This window comes from Ruminobacter amylophilus (assembly GCF_900115655.1).
GTDB classification, from domain to species: Bacteria; Pseudomonadota; Gammaproteobacteria; order Enterobacterales; family Succinivibrionaceae; genus Ruminobacter; species Ruminobacter amylophilus.
Genome location: NZ_FOXF01000008.1, coordinates 47,459 through 66,857, shown reverse-complemented (window position 1 = coordinate 66,857; position 19,399 = coordinate 47,459). Strand labels below are relative to the sequence as shown.

Here is a 19,399-nt window from a genome sequence, read left to right as displayed (position 1 = left end):
TTCATAGAACAACTGAACATATTTAGTTTATACTAACCTAAAATTTTAGATAAATTGTGGAACTTTTTACTTAAGCCATCGTCTAAAATTATACCTGCGAAACGAAGATATAATGTTTATCATTTTCTTTGTTTTTCATTCCGTGTTTTCGGTCATCAAATAAAGCGTATTGATGACCGTTTTTTTTGCCTTACATTTCCTTATCCATAAATTCAACGGTCAGCGTGACTTTACGATATTCTTTATTATTTTCATGAGCACTTTCATCTGCTGTTTTAAAAACTCCGAACACAGCCAGAGGATTGTTCATTGAATCAAAAACTACTGGATGAAGGCATCTCACACCAAGAGGGACGCCGTACTCTTTCCACAACTGCTTTAATATCTGACTGTGATTTCGGCTCTCCGGCTTCAGCCTTAAAGAAGATTTAGGATTAAAACAGAGTCTTAATTCTTTCTCTGCCACATGCATGTAAAACTGTTCTTTTAAGACGGAGCCAACGGAATGAAAGGCCATGTTACCCGAAGCTGCAGTCTGTACTTCATCTGTTTCCGGCTGCAGGCTTATACGGAAATGTCCCAGACAGACAGATTTTCCTGACTCAACTATAATCTCACCGGCTTCACTCAGTTCAGAAGTATCAGGACTTACCACAAGATACCCGCGATAAAGTCCGACAGTCATATTATCAATCATCAGTCTGGCTTTAGCATCATTACTTGTTCTGAACTTCATTATTTCAGCAAGCTGTTTTCTGGATACGCTTAAATTATGATAATGACGCAGAAAAAAACGGATAAACGCACTCTGGTATTTCTCAGACAAATCACCTGTTATATCTGCAAGGGAACCGAGGTTTAGTGTAATCCCGGAATACAGAGATTTTTCCACATAAGCAGACACCTTTTCATTAAGCAGGTCATCCAGAAGCATAAGATCATCGCAGAGATTTTCCGAAACTCTTCTGGCCCCCGTCAGAATCTGAGGAAATCTCTTCTTAAGAACGGGAACAACCTCATGCCTGAGATAATTTCTGTCATATTTGATACTGGAGTTTGTAGGATCAGTGACGTAATCAAGCCCCCTTCCGTGACAGAATTCCTCAACTTCACTGCGGCTGACAGCAAGCATTGGTCTCGCGAGCATACCTGAAGCAAACGGCTGAGAAGACGGAATTGCGCTCATTCCGGGCAGGCCGCACCCCCTGTTAAGAGCCATAATCATGGTTTCCAGCAGATCATCTGCATGATGAGCGGTAAACAGTACGCAGTTATCCGCGGAAATGTATTTTGCCAGTGCCCTGTATCTCGCTGCTCTGGCATTTGCCTCTATGGAACCGGTTTTTTCCACGGTAACATGCTCAACATGAAATTCCACGCCCAGACCGGCACATTCCTTTTGACAGAAAACAGCCCAGTCATCAGCAACTTTCTGTAAATGATGATGAACATATACAGCCATAATGCCTGACGACAGATGTCTGTTAAGCGAAGCAAGTTCGAGAAGCATTCTGGAATCCGCCCCGCCGCTCAGAGCTATAACCCAGTTTAAATTTCTGTAAGGAGTAAAATCAATCTTTTCAGCTATTGAACAGGTTACATCCTTCTTATCTTCCGTCATAAAGGCCGCCTCTACCTTATCAGTTATACAGTTCTTATGCAGATAATAATAAAAAAACCTTAATGTTGTCATTAAGGTTTCTTATATCTTTTACAAAGACATCTTACAGCAATGCCTTTCCATGTCTTTTAGCAGTAACCGAACGCCATAAGCTTCTTATAACGATTTTCAAGAAGCTGATCTTCAGACTGCATCTTTAACTGATTGAGATCCATCAGAAGTCTGAGCTTGAGATTTTCAGACATGGTCTTGTAATCTCTGTGAGCTCCGCCTAAAGGTTCCTCAATAATATTGTCAATCAGGTTAAGTTCCTTTAATGCGGTAGCGGTAATGTTCATTGCTTCAGCGGCTGTTGAAGCCTTGTCGGCACTCTTCCAGAGAATTGAAGCGCAGCCTTCAGGTGAAATTACGGAATAGGTTGAATACTGAAGCATATTCACGCGATCACCGACACCGATAGCCAGTGCACCGCCTGAGCCGCCTTCACCGATTACTGTACAGATAATAGGTACACGAAGAGAACTCATTACCTTAAGATTTCTGGCAATGGCTTCAGCCTGACCGCGTTCTTCAGCACCAACTCCCGGATATGCACCCGGTGTGTCAATAAAGGTGATGATAGGCAGCTTGAATCTTTCAGCAGTCTGCATTAAACGCAGAGCCTTGCGATAACCTTCAGGTCTTGGCATGCCGAAATTTCTTAAAGTACGCTGCTGAACATCTCTACCCTTCTGATGACCGATAACCATTACTGATTCACCGTCAAGGCGAGCAATGCCACCGACAATGGCATTATCATCAGCATAGGCACGATCACCGTGAAATTCTTCAAAATCAGTAAAGATGTTTTCAATATAATCAAGGGTATATGGTCTTAAGGGATGACGTGAAAGCTGGGAAATCTGCCATGCACCGAGATTTGAAAAAATCTTGGTGGTCAATTCTTCCTGCTTCTTTTTCATAGATTCAATCTGATCACTAAAATCAAGACTATCGCCGATATTGGTACTGACTTTCTTAAGCTCTTCAATATGAGCCAGGATCTCAGCAATAGGCTGTTCAAAATCAAGATAATCCATATTCATAATAAGTAACACCTCATTCCTGACGAGAATTTAAGATTTTGTTCAGAAAAAACCGGCTGTACCGCCATCCCGCATATTCTGAACAACATCTGCATCCGTTATGTCTGACATAACAGATTAAGAATACAACATTACACAGCAAAACAATCTGACCTGTCAGTCATTTTTAGTACGGTCCGCATAAAAGCTTTCCAGCCATGCACGACAGGTTCCTATTACCATAACACACAACACCTGTGCCGCAGGCAAAATAAACACTGTGTTATTTAATGATTCTGAAGTTCGGGACTGAAAATCTTTTATCCACTTCTTGTTTCAAAAAAGTATACCAAACTTCCAGCAACCTTTCGATGAACCGCCCGTAACAACATATGTCACAAGCTTCCTGTTTCAGCTGCCGATGAGCAGGCTTCCCCGCGTCTTGCATGATGTAACAGGCTTTTATTCACGGAATTTCCGTAAACAGGCTCGGATAGTCCTTTTCCTACCTTTTGTTTTGTTGTCAATCCTTCCCCGAAGTCACAAAACCGGGGAACTCCTAGAACAACATCTTTAAAGTTTTAGTATTTTAAACCAAATATCCCTTAATTTCGACAAATTAATACCACAATGCAATCAAACTCAAACAAACACTGTAAGCGGGTAACAGGTTATCCGCCCCGACAGGCTAATCGTAAATAATTTCCACTCTGTTTTTCACATAATATTCCAATGAATCTATGATGGAATCACTCGGTATTACATAGTACTGAGTAGGAATAATCATAAATGAACGATCATTGTCTATTGCAAGCTCTAGTCTGGTATTTCCTCCCTGCCCCTCTGCTATCTCCCTAATCCTGCCGGCAATCTTCTGATCCTTAAGCTGTTCAGTATCCATATATACCCTGAGAGACTTTGCGGATCTCTGACGTGCAGTGGTGATATTCTCCACCTTGTCGATGAATATTTTCTTCATGTTCTCTCGATCATCATAACCGATCTTTCCGGTAACAATAACCAGGGTGTTCAGTTCCAGCTTGTCCTCAAAACGGGCAATCTGATCACGCCACAGGGTAAATACCATTCTGCCGGTGTTATCCATGATAACTCCGCTCATCAGGTGATCTCCTTTCGAAGTAACACTGCGCTTAACCTCTATCAGAATGCCTGCAACAGTTGCGGTAGGTCTGTCGGATGCATAACCGCCATATGAAGGAACAAGCGTTCCGATCTTGCTGACCTGCAGATAATCAATCTCATCAAGGTAACGGGACAGCGGATCGATAGTCAGATAGAGTCCGAGATACTCCACCTCACCCTGCAGAAGTTCCTTATCGGAAAAAGGCTTGGTAAACTGATAATCAGGATCCTTGAATTCATCTGCCACGTCAGCGAACATGTCAATGTACCCGCCCTGTTTTTCCTTGGAAGTAGAGTTACACAGATTCAATGCAAGATCCACGGTCTTAAGCAGAGTACTTCTGTCCTTTGGACTCTTGTTGGGACCTATCTTATCCAAAGCCCCGGCTTTAATAAGAGCCTCCAGCACTCGTTTGGAAAGATTACGGTTATCAACACGCCTGCACAGATCAAACAGACTTACAAACGGACCGTTTGAACGCTCCTTCATAATAGCCTCAACCGGAAAATCTCCAACCCCCTTTACCGCACTCAGACTGAATACTATATGACCTTCATCATTCACTATGAAAGAAGTCTGACCTTCATTGATATCGGGAGGATCCACCTTGATTTTCAGGCGACGGCATTCATTGACAAAAACTTCAATTTTTTCCGCATTGGTCTTTTCTGAAGACATCATTGCAGCCATGAATTCAGCAGGGTAATGCGCCTTAAGCCAGAGAGTCTGAAGAGTAACCAGAGCATAAGCTGCAGAGTGGGATTTATTAAATCCGTACATCGCGAACTTTTCCACCTGATCGAATATCTTCATTGCCTTGTCTACAGATATTATGCCCTTCTTCTGCACACCTTCAGAATAGGTTATACGGTGCTTGGCCATAACTTCAGGCTGCTTCTTACCCATGGCTCTTCGAAGAATATCCGCACCGCCCAGAGAATATCCGGCCAGCACCTGAGCGATCTGCATAACCTGTTCCTGATACACGATAATACCGTACGTAGGTCCCAGAACCGGCTTCAGATCTTCATGCTGGAAATCAGGATGAGGATAAGCTATAGGTTCATTACCTCTCTTACGGTCAACGAAGTTATCCACCATACCGCTGCCCAGCGGACCTGGACGATACAATGCAACAAGAGCAATCATATCTTCAAAACAGTCAGGCTGCATTTTCTTTATCAGTTCCCGCATACCGTTGGATTCAAGCTGGAACACCGCTGTTGTCTCAGCAGAACGCAGAAGTTCAAAAGAAAGCTCATCCTTGAGGTCTATGCGGTTAATGTTTACCGGAGGCTGATTGTTTTTAGCAAGTCGCGCATTAATCATATCAACAGCCCAGTGAATAACCGTCAGGGTACGCAGACCGAGGAAGTCGAACTTAACCAGACCTGCTTCTTCAACGTCATGCTTATCGAACTGGGTTTTAAAGTCACCGCCTTCCTCATCACACATCAGAGGGGCAAAGTCGGTAATAACGGTAGGAGATATTACCACACCGCCGGCATGCTTACCGTGGGAAGTGGTTATACCTTCAAGTTTCAGAGCTATGTCAATAATGTAATGATATTCCTCATCATTTTCATACTTATCAACAAATTCCTGAATACGGTATTCCTCTTTTTTCGGATCCAGCCCCAGTGTTGCCTTCAGAGTTACGTCAGGCTTGGACAGAATGAGTTTAGACAGATTGTCCCCGAAACTGTAGCTCTTCCCCAGAACTCTGCATACACTCTTGACGGAAGCCTTGGCAGCCAGAGTACCGAAGGTAATAATCTGGGATACGGAAGTTCTGCCGTATTTTGAAGCCACATACTTGATTACTTCACCTCGGTTATCCATACAGAAGTCAACGTCGAAGTCAGGCATGGATACACGTTCAGGATTAAGAAATCTTTCGAAGAGCAAATCGTAAGGAAGAGGGTCAAAATCCGTAATCTTTATGGCATAGGCAACCAGTGAACCGGCACCGGAACCACGTCCAGGGCCTACAGGAATATTATTCTTTTTGGACCACTGAATAAAGTCCATCACTATGAGGAAGTAACCAGGGAAGTCCATCTTTATAATTACGTCAAGTTCGATTTCAAGACGTTCAAGATATCTCGGCCTGTTCTTGTTCCTTTCCTCCTCATCAGGGAAAATAACAGCCAGTCGTTCTTCAAGGCCTTCATAAGCTTCTTTGCGAAGATATTCCGCGTCAGTGAGATCACCTGTAGGGAATTTAGGCAGGTAATTGGTACCAAGAGATAATTCCACATTACAGCGTCTGGCTATCTGCCATGTATTCTCTATAGCTTCGGGAATATCACTGAAAAGTTCTATCATTTCCTCTGGGGAGCGCATGTACATCTGATCTGTGTACGGATGAACCCACTTTTCATCATGAATGGTAACCTTGTCCTGAATGGCCACTCTTACACGATGTATTTCAAAGTCCTCTTTTTTGGCAAACATCACCGGATTCGTTGCCACGACCGGTATATTTTCTTCCACGGATTTTTTAAGAGCCAGGGCAATATATTCTTCTTCCTGAGGTCTGCCGCAACGGGAAATTTCAAAATAAAGTCTGTTCGGATAACATTCCCGATAATATTTAAGTCTCTGCTCAAACAGATCCTGTCTTCCTGAAAGCAGGAATTTTGCCAGATCTCCGTTCAGCCCTCCGGTCAGCATGATTACACCGTCACTGTAATCCTTTAACCAGCTCAGATTTACTCTGAACACATGATCCAGAGCCCCCTGCTGATAACCGTATGACTGCAGATCTACGATATTTCTGTATCCAGTAAGGTTTATTGCATAAAGCTTGATTCTGAAAAAGGTATGCTCAGCCGCGTTTTTCTTGGTATCGTCATATACGTTAAGCTCAATACCGAATATCGGTTTTACCCCCTGCCCCATGCCGCATTCATAGAGTTTTACGGCATTGCACTGATTCATGAAATCAGTTATCGATACGGCTTCCATCCCCAGAGACTTTGCATTGCTGACGACCTTCTTCACATCCATTAAGCCGTCACACATTGAATAGTCTGTATGCACGTATAAGTGAACAAATTTGTTATCTGACATTTTTAGTCCTCAATAACCTGGCGACCGAAACACAGATATTGAAACGTTGCTGTTTTCGGGCTTTTATCGGATCATGTTTCATCAACAGTCCGCTCAAATTCCATTGCTGCTAATCAAAAAATACAAGCGTGAACAAAGATTTTACCCTAATTAAGATAAAAACAATACCTGTTATTTTTATCTTATGATCTTGATAATATTTCTTTAACCGGCTTGTACGTTGTTCTGTAAAGTCCGTCTATTATCCCGAATTCATTTATGGCATTAAGATGCTGAGCCGTCGGATAGCCTTTATGTGAGGCAAAACCATATTCCGGATAGAGTTTATCAAGTTCATCAAGTTCACGATCACGTGTAACCTTGGCAATTATGGATGCGGCACTTATTTCCTTAACCAGCATATCCCCCTTGACCACAGCCTTGGCAGGCATCATCAGATGTTTTGGTATCTTATTACCGTCAACAAGAACGATATCAGGTACTATCTTTAAAGCCTCTACAGCTCTTTCCATTGCCAGCATTGAAGCCCACAGTATATTAAATTCATCTATTTCCGCCGGTGTAGCTATTCCCACTCCAACAGCCAGGGCCTTTTCCATAATCACGTCAAATAAGGCATCTCTCTTTTTCTCGGACAGCTTCTTGGAATCAGCAAGCCCTTCTATCGGATTGTCCGGATCAAGTATTACGGCACCGGCCACAACATTGCCGACCAGAGGTCCCCTGCCGGCCTCATCAGTACCGGCATATATAATATTTTCACCTGACAGAGGATAAACAAAAGGAGTCAGTTCCACTTTTGACATGACGATTCACCAAGCATATATAATTAACAGAATATCTGTCCATTATAAAAAATTTCAGACATTGAGGGCAAAAAAAGATTTTCACAGCCATGTGGATAACCTCTACGGCAGAAATAAAACATCAGCCTGATTATTTCCGTACTGTTCACATGCTTTTTTAATCACATATTATCGGTACTGTACCTACAGGTATTTTTACGACAACTGCCGGAAAACATTCCTGTATCTCATTATTGACAGAGAAAAACCGGTCTGCGCTTTCCGATAGAAAATAAAGATATAAAAACTGATTATGCCTGCTTATTATCAGACAATGACACTTTCCTGTCGGAGATAACCTTTAATACGGCATCAGCGGCTATGGAATCAGAATCCATGCAGAGAAGCTTGTGAAGCCGGTTAAACTCCATAAAGATATGACGGTTGTCACTGGTGAATATCTTGTTGATTTCTTCACTGATATTATCCGGAGTACAGTCATCCTGAATCAGTTCAGGAACTATCCTTCTTCCGCTTAACAGATTAGGCAGGGAAAACATGTTAACCTTGAGCAGATGCTTGCCTATCATGGCGGTAATGTTGCTCACTATATAACAGACAACCATGCTCTTATTAAGAAGCATTGCTTCAAGTGTAGCCGTTCCTGACGCAATTATCAGGGCATTAGAAGCACACATGACTTCCTTTGAGCGCCCAACCCATATGGTTAAGGGAATATTCGGGGCATGCTTCTGCCATATTTTTGAAATGAGCTCTGCCTTCTCTCTGGTTGTTGCGGCACTGACAAAACGCATTACAGGATACTTTCTCTGCAGTTCATAGGCCGCCTCGGCAAACTCAGGTGTCAGAAACTTTATTTCAGCCACACGGCTTCCCGGAAGAATTCCGACCACCTGATTACTCTTCATTGCTTCATCAGAAAAGTTAAGAGCAAGTCTGGCGGCGTTCATTGGAACATTCATAGGGATTTCTTTTGCAAGTCTGTGACCGACATATGTGCATGGTGCATCAAACCTGTCGTAAAAATCCTTTTCAAACGGAAGTATGGACAGCACCATGTCAGTAGCTGCCTTTATCTTGTATATACGATTCTGACGCCAGGCCCATATGGAAGGACTTACGTAATGAACCGTAGGTATTCCGCTCTGTTTTAGTTTTAATTCAACGTGAAGATTGAAATCAGGAGCGTCAATACCGATATAAACCAGCGGTTTGATTCTCTTTAATGATGAGATCAGATTTCGCCTGATTTTAAGAATTCTTGGTAAAGAACGAAGCACCTCACCGATCCCCATTACCGCAAGTTCTTCCATATCAAAAAGCTGCACGGAATTACTTCCGGCTGCTTTTTTCATTTTTGGACCGAATACTCCGATAAAACGGGCAAGAGGATCTTTTTTACGAATGGAACGTATCAGCCCTTCACCCAAAGTATCACCTGAAGACTCACAGGCTGCCACAGCATAGAAATGCTGATTATCAAACGAAGAGCTGTTTTCCATTTTATCGACAAATACCACGGGTGCTTTCTTTCAGAAAATCTACCAAAAGCTGAACTGAAGGTTCCTGTTCACACAATGGCGCAAGCTTGGTGATGGCTTCATCAACCGTCTTGCTTTCCTTGTACACAATCATGTATGCGTGTCTGATTGTAGAAATGGCTTCATTGCTGAAACCACGACGGCGTAACCCCTCTTTGTTGATACCGAAAGGTTTTGCATAGTGACCGGCAGCCATAACAAAAGGAGGAACGTCCTGATTTAAAGCAGCCATGCCGGCAATAAACGCATGATCACCTACACGACCGAACTGGTGAATAGCGGCAAGACCGCCGAAAATAACCCAGTTACCAATATGCACATGACCTGCTAAAGTAGCATTGTTGGCAAAAATACAGTCATCCCCGACCACACAGTCGTGAGCGACGTGAACATTAACCATAAACAGATTTCGACTGCCGACCTTGGTCAGACAGTTGTCCTGGACTGTACCGCGATGGAATGTGCAATGTTCTCTGATAACATTGTCATCACCGATTTCCAGAAAAGTCCTTTCACCAGCGTACTTCTTATCCTGACAGTCTTCACCTATAGTAGCAAACTGAAATATTTTATTGCGCTTACCAATCTTGACCGGTCCTTTAACAACGCAATGAGAAGCAATGGAAGTTCCTTCACCAATCTCTACCTCTGAACCGATAATGGTCCACGGGCCAACCGTAACTCCCGGTCCGATCACAGCATCATCACTGACAATGGCAGTGGAATGTATAACCGCACTTTTATCAATCATAGCTACCTGCCTTAACAGAAAAATTAGCCTTTACGCTTAGCACACATTAAATCAGCAGAGCAGACAACTTCGCCGTCAACTGATGCTACACCGGTAAACTTTGCAATACCGCGTCTTTCCTTAAGATATTCAACTTCAAGAACCAGCTGATCTCCAGGAACAACAGGTCTCTTGAAACGAGCGTTATCGATTGAAGCAAAATAATAGAGTTCGTCTGATTCAGGCTTGCCTACCATAGTAAAAGCGAGAATACCAGTTGCCTGAGCCATGGCTTCAAGAATTAAAACACCTGGCAGAACTGGCTTTCCTGGGAAATGTCCCTGAAAGAAAGGTTCGTTAAAAGACACGTTCTTGATAGCCTTGAGGGTCTTGTGTTCACCTTCTGTGCAATATTCAAGAACTCTGTCCACCAAAAGAAATGGATAACGATGTGGCAAAAGATTCAAAATCTGTTGAATATCTAATTCTTTCTGTATAGTGCTCAATTCTTTATTCCTTACCTTGGTTATCTGTAATTTCTGCCAGCTTCTTTTCTACACCTACCAGACGCTTGTAAATCTTCTCGATCTGATACATACGAACCTGGGTTCTGGCCCATGTCGAAGCATCCTGAACAGGCAGATAGGATTCGTATTTACCCGGCTTCTTGATATTGGATCCTACCTGACCCAGAATCTGTACGCCGTCGCAAACAGAAATATGGCCGTTAAATACTGAAGTACCGCCGATTATGCAGTACTTACCAATACTTACGCTACCTGCAATAACAGTGGCACCTGCAATTGCGGTTCCATAGCCAATCTTATCATTATGTGCAACCTGCACTTGATTGTCTATTATAACATTATCTTCAATCACTGTGTCATCTATTGCACCACGATCGACTGTAGTGGAAGCTCCGATTTCAACGTCATTACCAATCACGACACGACCCACCTGAGGAATTTTCACCCAGCGGCCACGTTCATTGGCATACCCGAATCCGTCAGAACCGATTACCGCGCCTGACTGAAACAGACAGCGATCTCCGATAACACAGTTATGATAAATACTTACGTTTGCCCATAATTTGGTATTCTTACCGATGATGGTATTTTTACCTACAAAACAGTTAGGGCCGATCTGAGCCCCTTCTCCGATATGCGCACCTGCTTCAATTACCGCATTGGCGCCTACTGACACGTTCTCCTCGAGCACGGCTGTAGGATCAATCACGGCACTTGGATGAATACCGGTTGCACTTCTGGGGGTAGTATCAAAAATCTGAGCAACCTTGGCAAAAGCAACGTACGGAACATCCACAACAATGTAATTGTGAGAGGAAACCTCATCCACCATATCAGCCTTTACAATAACTGCACCGGCCTTGGTTTCAGAGAGGTATTTACGCATTTTGTCATCAGACAGAAAACTGATCTCATTGCTCTGTGCAGTGGCTAAGTTAGCCACTTTGAAGACTTCATGATTTCCATCGCCAACAACTCTGCCACCTAATGATTCGGCAATTTCAGAAATTTTCATATGTATAAATACCTCGATTATACCGCTTAAACCAATATCAGTAATATATTCAAATGATTACTTAGCCTTGCTTACGCTTTCAACAACCTTTTCAGAAAGATCGATTGAATCACTGGAGATGTAAAGAAGGCTTTCAGCACGAATCACCACGTCAACATTGTTCTGCTTTGCCACTGAGTCGATTGCAGCCTGAATCTTCTTATCAATCTCAGTCTTTTCCTTGAACATTAACTTCTGCTGTTCTTCACGTAATTCGCTGTACTTAACCTGAAGTTCAGTTTCAATTAACTGAAGTTCACGCTGCTTCTTTGCTCTGTCTTCAGGAGAAAGATCATTGTTACCTAAAGCCTTCTGTAAAGCGGCGCCGTCACTCTGAAGCTTATCAAGAGCCTTAGCCTTTGAAGCTGTAGCCTTGTTCACCTTATCTTCTGCTGCCTTAGACTGAGGAATCTTGCTGTAAACATAAGGAACACTTACAGTTGCAACCTTGGTGTCAGCATAGGCTTCAGAGAAAGCCGCTGTACCTAAAACAAGAGAAACACCGATAGCTAAAGAAGATAATGACTTTAACATAATCACTCCTACATAATAATCTTAATCAAAATAAACAACCTATTAAGATATTCTAAAAAAACAAATTATAAAAGGTAAAACTTTAAAAATTGAGATATTAGCATGTTGGTTGCCTAATATTACTCCATCATGCATTAACACAATGTTAGATAATATAAATGCAAAATAATTCCTTTCACATGTAAAAAACTGATGTTTTTCGGAAAAACCTGCATGATTTTCCATGCAGGTTCTTCGTTTCTCATCAGAATGTTCTGCCAAGAGTAAAGCTGAAGAATTCCGTACGATCACCGGTCTTCTTCTTGATTGGTTCAGCAATAGTAAAACCGATAGGTCCCATCGGAGACATCCATACAAGGCTTACGCCATAGGAAACTCTTATATTGTTAGGATCTGAATAATCGTAAAGATAATCGCAGTTACCCAGACACTGCTTCAAGTAGGAATCATCAAAAGTAGTATCCCAGAGAGTACCGGCATCCACAAACAGTGTTGTTCTCAGCTTTGTATCATATCCTTCAGAAGTGAAAGGAGTAGGAACAACGAGCTGGAGACTTCCCGCAACGACTGCATTACCGCCAACAACATCACGGGTGGCGATTACACCGTTATTACCAAGCAGTGAATAGTCATAAAGAGCTCTGGGGCCGATGGAGTTATACTTAAAGCCCCTCATCCATTCATCACCGCCGAGATAGAAATTCTCGAAGAACGGCAGCACCTGTTCAAAACCGCGCTTGGTACCGTAACCGTTACCATACCCCGCCATGGCCCTGAAATTAATCACATAATCATGATCCTTGTCTATAGGCCAGAAATGAGTGGTATCAGCGGTCAGCTTATAGTACTGCGTGTCAGATCCCGGCACGGCCACGGATACGTTTGACCACTGCTTATTGCCTTCTGTCGGGAACACCCCGCGGTCAAGATAGTTTCTGACATAAGTTACGCTGCCGACATAGTTCTGAAACACTATACTGTTTGAACTGCTGTCGTCATCTGAATACATATCCCAGAATTTCTGAATCTGCACAAATGAATTGGTCTGAGACAGCTTGTTGTTTATATAACTGAAGCCGTACTTGATAAAATTATTTTCATCCAGAGGATAACCGATATTGAATCCGCCGCCCCAACGGATGTTTGTATAGTCAACCAGGTTTGCGTCGCCGGCCTTGAATTTTTCATAGAAGATGTTTTCACCGAGAGACACACCGTCGATAGTAAAATACGGCTCATTGTAAGTCAGTTCAATCTTTCGGTCATATTTGTTGGTATTAATTCCCAGGGATGCCTTACCGCCATAACCAAGGAAGTTATCCTGAGAAATTTCACCATTCAGGGTCAAACCTGTTTCTGTACCGAAACCAACACCAGCCTTTATGGATCCGGTCGGTCTTTCCTTTATGGTTGTAACCAGCTCAACACTGTCAGGGTCCATTCCGGTCTTCTTTGGCTCAACTTCAACAGATTCAAAGAAACCAAGCTGATTAAGACGCGTCTTGGAAACGTTTATGGCTTCATTTGACAGCCATGTTCCATCCATCTGTCTTATCTCACGACGGATAACCTCATCCGTGGTAATGCTGTTTCCAACAATCCTTACATTGGTAACATATATACGTCTGCCCGGTTCCACGTGGAAGTTGATATTAACAATACGGTTATCGTCATCAATATCAGTTATGGCTTTTACCTTGGTATAGGCATAACCGAACTTACCCATGTAGTTAGCAAGTATTTCTTCAGCATGAGAAACCTGAGCAGCATTGTAGATATCACCTTTTTCCAAAGGAACAATGCGCTGCATTTCTTCGGCATGACCATAGGTCTCACCGATTATATGGAAATCGTTTAACTTGTACTGTTCGCCTTCCTTTACAGCAATACTTACGTATACACCTTTACGATCAGGTGTCACTTCAACACGGGTTGATTCGACATTAAAACGAACATAACCGCGGTTCATGTAATACGAACGAAGAGTTTCCAGATCTCCGTTAAATCTCTGGCTGTAAAAGTTTCTGCTGGCGATAAAATTCCACCATGGCACGGAATCTCTCAGTTCAAACTGTCCGATCAGCTTTTCTTCAGGGAAAACCTTGTTTCCGACAATGTTTATCTGTTCTATCTTGGCATTAACACCTTCAACAAAATTAAACTTAACGTCAACACGGTTACGCGGAAGATAAACAAGAATGGTATTCACCTTCGCCTGATAACGCCCCATGCTGTGGTAATAATCTTCAAGAGATGCTTCCAGCTCCTTAAGCTTTATTACGTTGAGAGTTTCACCGACCTTAACACCCTGTGAATTAATTATTTCGGTAATCTGGTCTGTCTTAATTGCATCATTACCAGCAAAAGTCAGATTCACGATTGTTGGACGTTCCTTAACATCAATTGTCAGCACGCCGTTTTCGTTAATATACGCATCCACGGAATCAAAGTTATGAGTCGCGTAAATCTTTTTAAGTGATACGGATATATCGTCCTTGGTTACAACATCCCCTACCTGTATAGGCATAGCCAGAAGCACGGCACCTTTAGTAACGCGATATAAACCTTTAACCTTGATATCGGTAATCTGCATCACCGGCTCGGAACCGTCAGCACCGGCAGAAGCAGAATTGCAGAAACACAGGGCATTGGCAATACACACAGCCAACAAACCACGTTTTAAAAACGAATTAAACATTTTTCTATAAACTTTTTATTCAATCAGCTACAAACCGTAGTATAAATCATTAAACACGGCCATTAACATCAATGCAAACAGAAGAACCATACCCACAAACAGAAGTTTCCCCATTACGGCCTGACTCAATGGTTTCCCCCTGATGATCTCAACTACATAAAAGAACAGATGGCCGCCATCCAGCACCGGTACCGGCATTAAATTCAGCAAACCCAAATTCACACTGACCAGAGCCATAAAATTAAGGTAGTACACAAGCCCGAGACTTGCAGTCAAACCAGCCCCCTTAGCTATTCCTATAGGACCTGAGACATTCTTGACTGAAATATCACCTGTAATAAACTTCTTTATAATCTGTAAAGTTACAATACCCATTCGATAGGTTTTGACAACGCCTTTTGCAACTGATTCATCAAATGAGTACTTTCTTTCAAAATAAATCTCGTCTATAGCTTCGGCCATTTTTGGAGAAATACCTGCAAAACCCGTCACCTTACCGTCGATATTTTTTGATTCAGGAATCAGTGTAAGCTTCTGTTCCACCCCCTTTCTCTCTATAGTCAGCAAAACAGGCTTTCCGGGATTATCACGGATTGTCTGAGAGAAATCACTCCATCTGGAGTATTCCTTACCGTTGTATGCAATAATCGTATCGTCTGCCAATAAGCCCGCCTTCTCAGCAGCTGAATCCTTCTGAACCAGCGCAACGACACTCAATACTCTCCCTTTCAGTGAATTAAGACCTATCTGACTCAGGAGATCGGTTTTACGAGGATCGATCTCCCAATCTGAAAGATTTAATGTAATTTCCCTGAGCTCGCCTTTTCCAAGTTCACCACGAACACCGACAACAACATCTTCTTTAACATGACTTATCAGCTCATATAAAGCTTCTTCCCAATCGGCTACATGAACCCCTCCGACTGAGACAATAAGATCGTCATCTTTAAATCCCGCTTTGGCAGCTACCCCGTTCACATCCGTAATTTCCACTGCCGGTTTGAGATCCGGAACTCCATACATAAAATTGAATGTATAGAGAAACCAGGCAAGAACTATGTTACAGAAAGGTCCCGCAAAAACGATCAGAAATTTCTGCCACACCTTCTTTTCACAGAAAGCCCTTCCCTTGTACTGAGGCTGGGTTTCAAGCTTCTGCATTTCCTTTTTTCCGGAATCACTTGAATCCTCACCGTACATTTTAACGTAACCGCCTAACGGTATGGCGCACAACGCATATTCTGTTCCTAATCTGTCTCTGAAAGAACAGATGCGCGGACCGAACCCCAGAGCAAAACGTTCCACATAAACACCGCACATTCTGGCCACAATAAAATGACCGGCCTCATGAATTGCTATAAGTACCGCAAGAGCGATAACAAAATAAAAGATACTGGATAAAACAGCCACGGTTACTCCTAAAGAACAGACAGTTCACTGAATGCTCTGGCTCTGGCCTGAGTATCAACCTCAAGAATAGACTCCAGATCAGGTGCATTTACGCAGGCAAACTGTGAAGCCACCTTGGCGCAAACCTTATAAATGTCAGTAAACTTTATCTTGTTATCAAGGAATGCGTAAACCGCAACTTCATTGGCCGCATTTACGGCAGTAGTCATTGCCTGAGAAGTGGCACAGGCATCTATAGCAAGCTTAAGACAAGGATATTTCACAAAATCAGGCTCTCTGAAAGTAAGCGAACCTACCGTAAAGAAATCCAGTTCTCCGACACCGCCGTTAATACGCTGCGGATAAGCCAGGGCTCTGGCAATAGGAGTACGCATGTCCGGTTTGCCCATCTGAGCAAGAACAGAACCATCTACATACTGAACCATTGAATGAATTACAGATTCAGGATGCACAACAACCCTGATATCATCCGGTGAAGCATTAAACAGCCATTTAGCCTCAATGAATTCAAGACCTTTATTCATCATTGTTGCACTGTCTACACTTATCTTCTTTCCCATACTCCAGTTAGGGTGACTCACTGCCTCGGCGGGAGTAACGGCATCAAGTGTTGAAACATCACGATCTCTGAACGGGCCGCCTGAACCTGTCAGAATAATATTTCTGATTCCTGCTTCCTTAAGTTCACATCGGCCGATACGCTGCTGTTCCTTTTCAGGCAGGCACTGGAAAATGGCACTGTGTTCGCTGTCAACAGGGATAATTCTAGATTTGAAACGTCTTGCAGCATCAATAAAAATATGACCACTCATCACGAGTGATTCCTTGTTTGCCAGATAAACTGTTTTTCCCTGAGTAATTGCTGAAAGTGTAGGCTTCAGACCGGCAGCACCAACAATGGCTGACATTAAACCGTCATATTCTTCACTTGCAGCCACGGTATTGAGATTTTCTGCACCAAACAGGATCTCTGTCCTGCGATGTTCGGTCTGCACCAGTTCCTTAAGCTTTTCGTAGGCGGTTCTGTCCGTCATAACTACAACGCTCGGAGAAAATTCCCTGATGATTGAAGCCATCACGGAGTAATTCTTATTTCCTGTTGCTGCGTAGAGACTGTATAAATCAGGATTTCTTCTGATTACGTCAATTGTACTTCTGCCAATAGAGCCGGTAGCTCCTAAAATAGTAATCTTCTTCATAACAATTATCCTAAAATTCGATCCAACGCAGCAAATGTGATTAAAAATACCGGAAGAGCTGCAAGAAGCGAATCAATTCGATCCAGCATGCCTCCGTGTCCCGGGAAAATGAAACCGGAATCTTTAATACCGCTTTCTCTTTTTAAAAGACTTTCCCATAAATCACCTATAACTGAAAATACAACAGTAACCACTGACGCAACTGTCAGTGCAAACATATTCATCTGGAAAGCCTTTCCGTAACAGCCGAAATATGCAAGAACGGCAAAAATAATCAGAGCAAGAACCACCCCGCCGGCAAGTCCCTCAAAAGTCTTGTTCGGACTGACGTGCGGACTCATCTTGTGTTTGCCACATGCCTTTCCGACAAAATATGCTCCGGAATCTGCTGCCCATACTAGAACCATCACTGAAAGAATTGACACCGCCCCTATTGAAGAATCGGTCACAAAACTCTGAAAACGAAGAATTCCGGCGGCCATGAAGAACGGAATGAAATATATAAATCCGGCAAGAATCTTAAAAAATTTTGAACTGACAATTCCACTGTTTTTAGGATAACGAAGCACCAGAAAAGCAGAAAGAATCCACCACGCAGCACTTAGTATAAATACCCACATGACCAGGATGTTGCTTCCTTCAGCGAAAAGCTGATGCAGTCTGGTATCATCCAGCAATATGTAGTCCAGATTACTTTTTTCCGTAGCTGCCGTAACTAGCAGAGTACCACTGAAAATTACCACTGATGAATACAGCAGTCTTTGCAGCACTGGCTTCCAGCCGTTCTTTTTTATGTACTCAGAGGGTGATTTCAGCAAATGTTCATCGTTTATTTCACCTCTGAAAATAAACTGAGAATATTCAAAAGCCCCGATAAAAACAATTAAAAGCAGTCCTGCCAGAAAAAACTGAGGGTACGGAGTTGTCAGCCACAATGAGGCAAGAACAATTAAAATTAAGCCTGTGATAATTCGCTGTTTCATTATTTAAACCTAAAAAAATTCTTGAACCACTACCGTCCCATGCGCCGGAACAGATAACGTGTGTCTACCTACTCCGAAACAAACTGTAATATCAAATGAGCAGTAATATATTTCTGGCTGATAATTCTTAAAACAGAGTTTGCAAATCCGTACATAACCGACAGTAATGTGTAAAAATACGGTCAGACTCTGTTACATGCTCAGTCTGTAAACAGACTACAGCCGGAATCATTAATCAGTATCTCTACTGCTTTTCACCCCTAATCTGTTCGCCGGTACAGCCGAAGCGTCTTTCTCTTGAAGCAAAATAATTCACCGCCTTCTGAAAAACATCTTCATTAAAATCAGGCCATAAAACGTCGGAGACGTAAATTTCACTGTACGCGAGCTGCCACAAAAGAAAATTACTGATACGCTTTTCCCCGCCTGTACGTATCAGAAGATCCACATCCTGAGAAACCTCAAGATGCTCTGAAATCATACTTTCATTAAAGTCTTTTATGTTCAGAATATCCGTTGCAGCATCGTTTAGAATCTTTTTTACTGCATTAACGATATCCCATCTGCCACCGTAATTAACGGCGATGTTCAATAGCAGACCACTGTTGTTTTCGGTAAGTTTTTCTGCCTCGTCAATTCTCTTCCTGAAGCTATCAGAAAAAACATCCCGATCCCCAATCACCTTCAGCTTAACCTGATTTTTATGAAGTTTCTTCACCTCATTGGATAAGGCCCAGGCAAACAGATCCATCAGACCGGACACTTCATCTTTAGGCCTTCTCCAGTTTTCAGAGGAAAAGGCAAAAAGAGTCAGTACCTTTATTCCATTCTGGCAGGCATATGAAACAGATTTTCTTACAGATTCAACACCTGCCTTATGGCCAAAGATTCGTGGCTGCCCGCGATCTTTCGCCCATCTGCCGTTGCCATCCATAATAATGGCAACATGAGATGGAACTCTCTGTTTATTTAATTGCTGGAAGTCTGCTATTTCACTCATAAACGGAACGGAA

The 19,399-nt window shown here is 42.6% G+C and carries 14 protein-coding genes; all 14 read right to left on the bottom strand.

Annotation, left to right across the window (positions count from 1 at the left end; all coding sequences use genetic code 11):
- Positions 1 to 190: 190 nt before the first annotated feature.
- The 14 genes from tilS to BMY80_RS03605 all read right to left on the bottom strand — a co-directional run bounded on the left by tilS (position 191) and on the right by BMY80_RS03605 (position 19,386).
- Positions 191 to 1,621: a tRNA lysidine(34) synthetase TilS gene (gene tilS / locus BMY80_RS03670; protein ID WP_177178484.1), complete on the bottom strand. Its 1,431-nt coding sequence runs from the start codon at positions 1,619 to 1,621 to the stop codon at positions 191 to 193.
- A gap of 128 nt (positions 1,622 to 1,749) precedes the next feature.
- Entirely contained in the window at positions 1,750 to 2,706 is a 957-nt protein-coding gene (gene accA / locus BMY80_RS03665) for an acetyl-CoA carboxylase carboxyl transferase subunit alpha (RefSeq protein WP_031578757.1), read from the bottom strand.
- 667 nt (positions 2,707 to 3,373) lie between these two features.
- Positions 3,374 to 6,904 (bottom strand): DNA polymerase III subunit alpha, encoded by a 3,531-nt coding sequence (gene dnaE, locus BMY80_RS03660; RefSeq protein ID WP_031578758.1) that lies wholly within the window; start codon positions 6,902 to 6,904, stop codon positions 3,374 to 3,376.
- A 182-nt stretch (positions 6,905 to 7,086) separates the two neighbouring features.
- Positions 7,087 to 7,710, bottom strand: a complete 624-nt coding sequence (rnhB, locus tag BMY80_RS03655; RefSeq protein ID WP_093140991.1) for a ribonuclease HII — start codon at positions 7,708 to 7,710, stop codon at positions 7,087 to 7,089.
- A gap of 290 nt (positions 7,711 to 8,000) precedes the next feature.
- Positions 8,001 to 9,212: a lipid-A-disaccharide synthase gene (gene lpxB, locus BMY80_RS03650; protein ID WP_031578760.1), complete on the bottom strand. Its 1,212-nt coding sequence runs from the start codon at positions 9,210 to 9,212 to the stop codon at positions 8,001 to 8,003.
- A gap of 1 nt (position 9,213) precedes the next feature.
- Positions 9,214 to 10,002, bottom strand: coding sequence for an acyl-ACP--UDP-N-acetylglucosamine O-acyltransferase (gene lpxA / locus BMY80_RS03645; protein ID WP_031578761.1), 789 nt, complete (start codon positions 10,000 to 10,002; stop codon positions 9,214 to 9,216).
- 23 nt (positions 10,003 to 10,025) lie between these two features.
- Positions 10,026 to 10,487 carry a 3-hydroxyacyl-ACP dehydratase FabZ gene (gene fabZ / locus BMY80_RS03640; protein WP_031578762.1) on the bottom strand — a complete coding sequence of 154 codons (462 nt, stop codon included), beginning with the start codon at positions 10,485 to 10,487 and terminating at the stop codon, positions 10,026 to 10,028.
- Between the two features lie 4 nt (positions 10,488 to 10,491).
- Positions 10,492 to 11,523 carry a UDP-3-O-(3-hydroxymyristoyl)glucosamine N-acyltransferase gene (gene lpxD, locus BMY80_RS03635; RefSeq protein ID WP_031578763.1) on the bottom strand — a complete coding sequence of 344 codons (1,032 nt, stop codon included), beginning with the start codon at positions 11,521 to 11,523 and terminating at the stop codon, positions 10,492 to 10,494.
- A gap of 57 nt (positions 11,524 to 11,580) precedes the next feature.
- Positions 11,581 to 12,096 (bottom strand): OmpH/Skp family outer membrane protein, encoded by a 516-nt coding sequence (locus BMY80_RS03630; RefSeq protein ID WP_031578764.1) that lies wholly within the window; start codon positions 12,094 to 12,096, stop codon positions 11,581 to 11,583.
- Between the two features lie 244 nt (positions 12,097 to 12,340).
- The gene (bamA, locus tag BMY80_RS03625; protein WP_093140989.1) at positions 12,341 to 14,794 is read right to left on the bottom strand and encodes an outer membrane protein assembly factor BamA; all 2,454 of its coding nucleotides are present in this window, start codon (positions 14,792 to 14,794) and stop codon (positions 12,341 to 12,343) included.
- Between the two features lie 27 nt (positions 14,795 to 14,821).
- Positions 14,822 to 16,204, bottom strand: coding sequence for an RIP metalloprotease RseP (gene rseP, locus BMY80_RS03620; RefSeq protein ID WP_093140986.1), 1,383 nt, complete (start codon positions 16,202 to 16,204; stop codon positions 14,822 to 14,824).
- Between the two features lie 8 nt (positions 16,205 to 16,212).
- Positions 16,213 to 17,403 carry a 1-deoxy-D-xylulose-5-phosphate reductoisomerase gene (gene ispC / locus BMY80_RS03615; protein WP_093140984.1) on the bottom strand — a complete coding sequence of 397 codons (1,191 nt, stop codon included), beginning with the start codon at positions 17,401 to 17,403 and terminating at the stop codon, positions 16,213 to 16,215.
- A 5-nt stretch (positions 17,404 to 17,408) separates the two neighbouring features.
- Entirely contained in the window at positions 17,409 to 18,386 is a 978-nt protein-coding gene (locus BMY80_RS03610; RefSeq protein WP_093140981.1) for a phosphatidate cytidylyltransferase, read from the bottom strand.
- Positions 18,387 to 18,630: 244 nt separating this feature from the next.
- Positions 18,631 to 19,386 (bottom strand): undecaprenyl pyrophosphate synthase, encoded by a 756-nt coding sequence (locus BMY80_RS03605; protein ID WP_093140979.1) that lies wholly within the window; start codon positions 19,384 to 19,386, stop codon positions 18,631 to 18,633.
- Positions 19,387 to 19,399 lie beyond the last annotated feature (13 nt).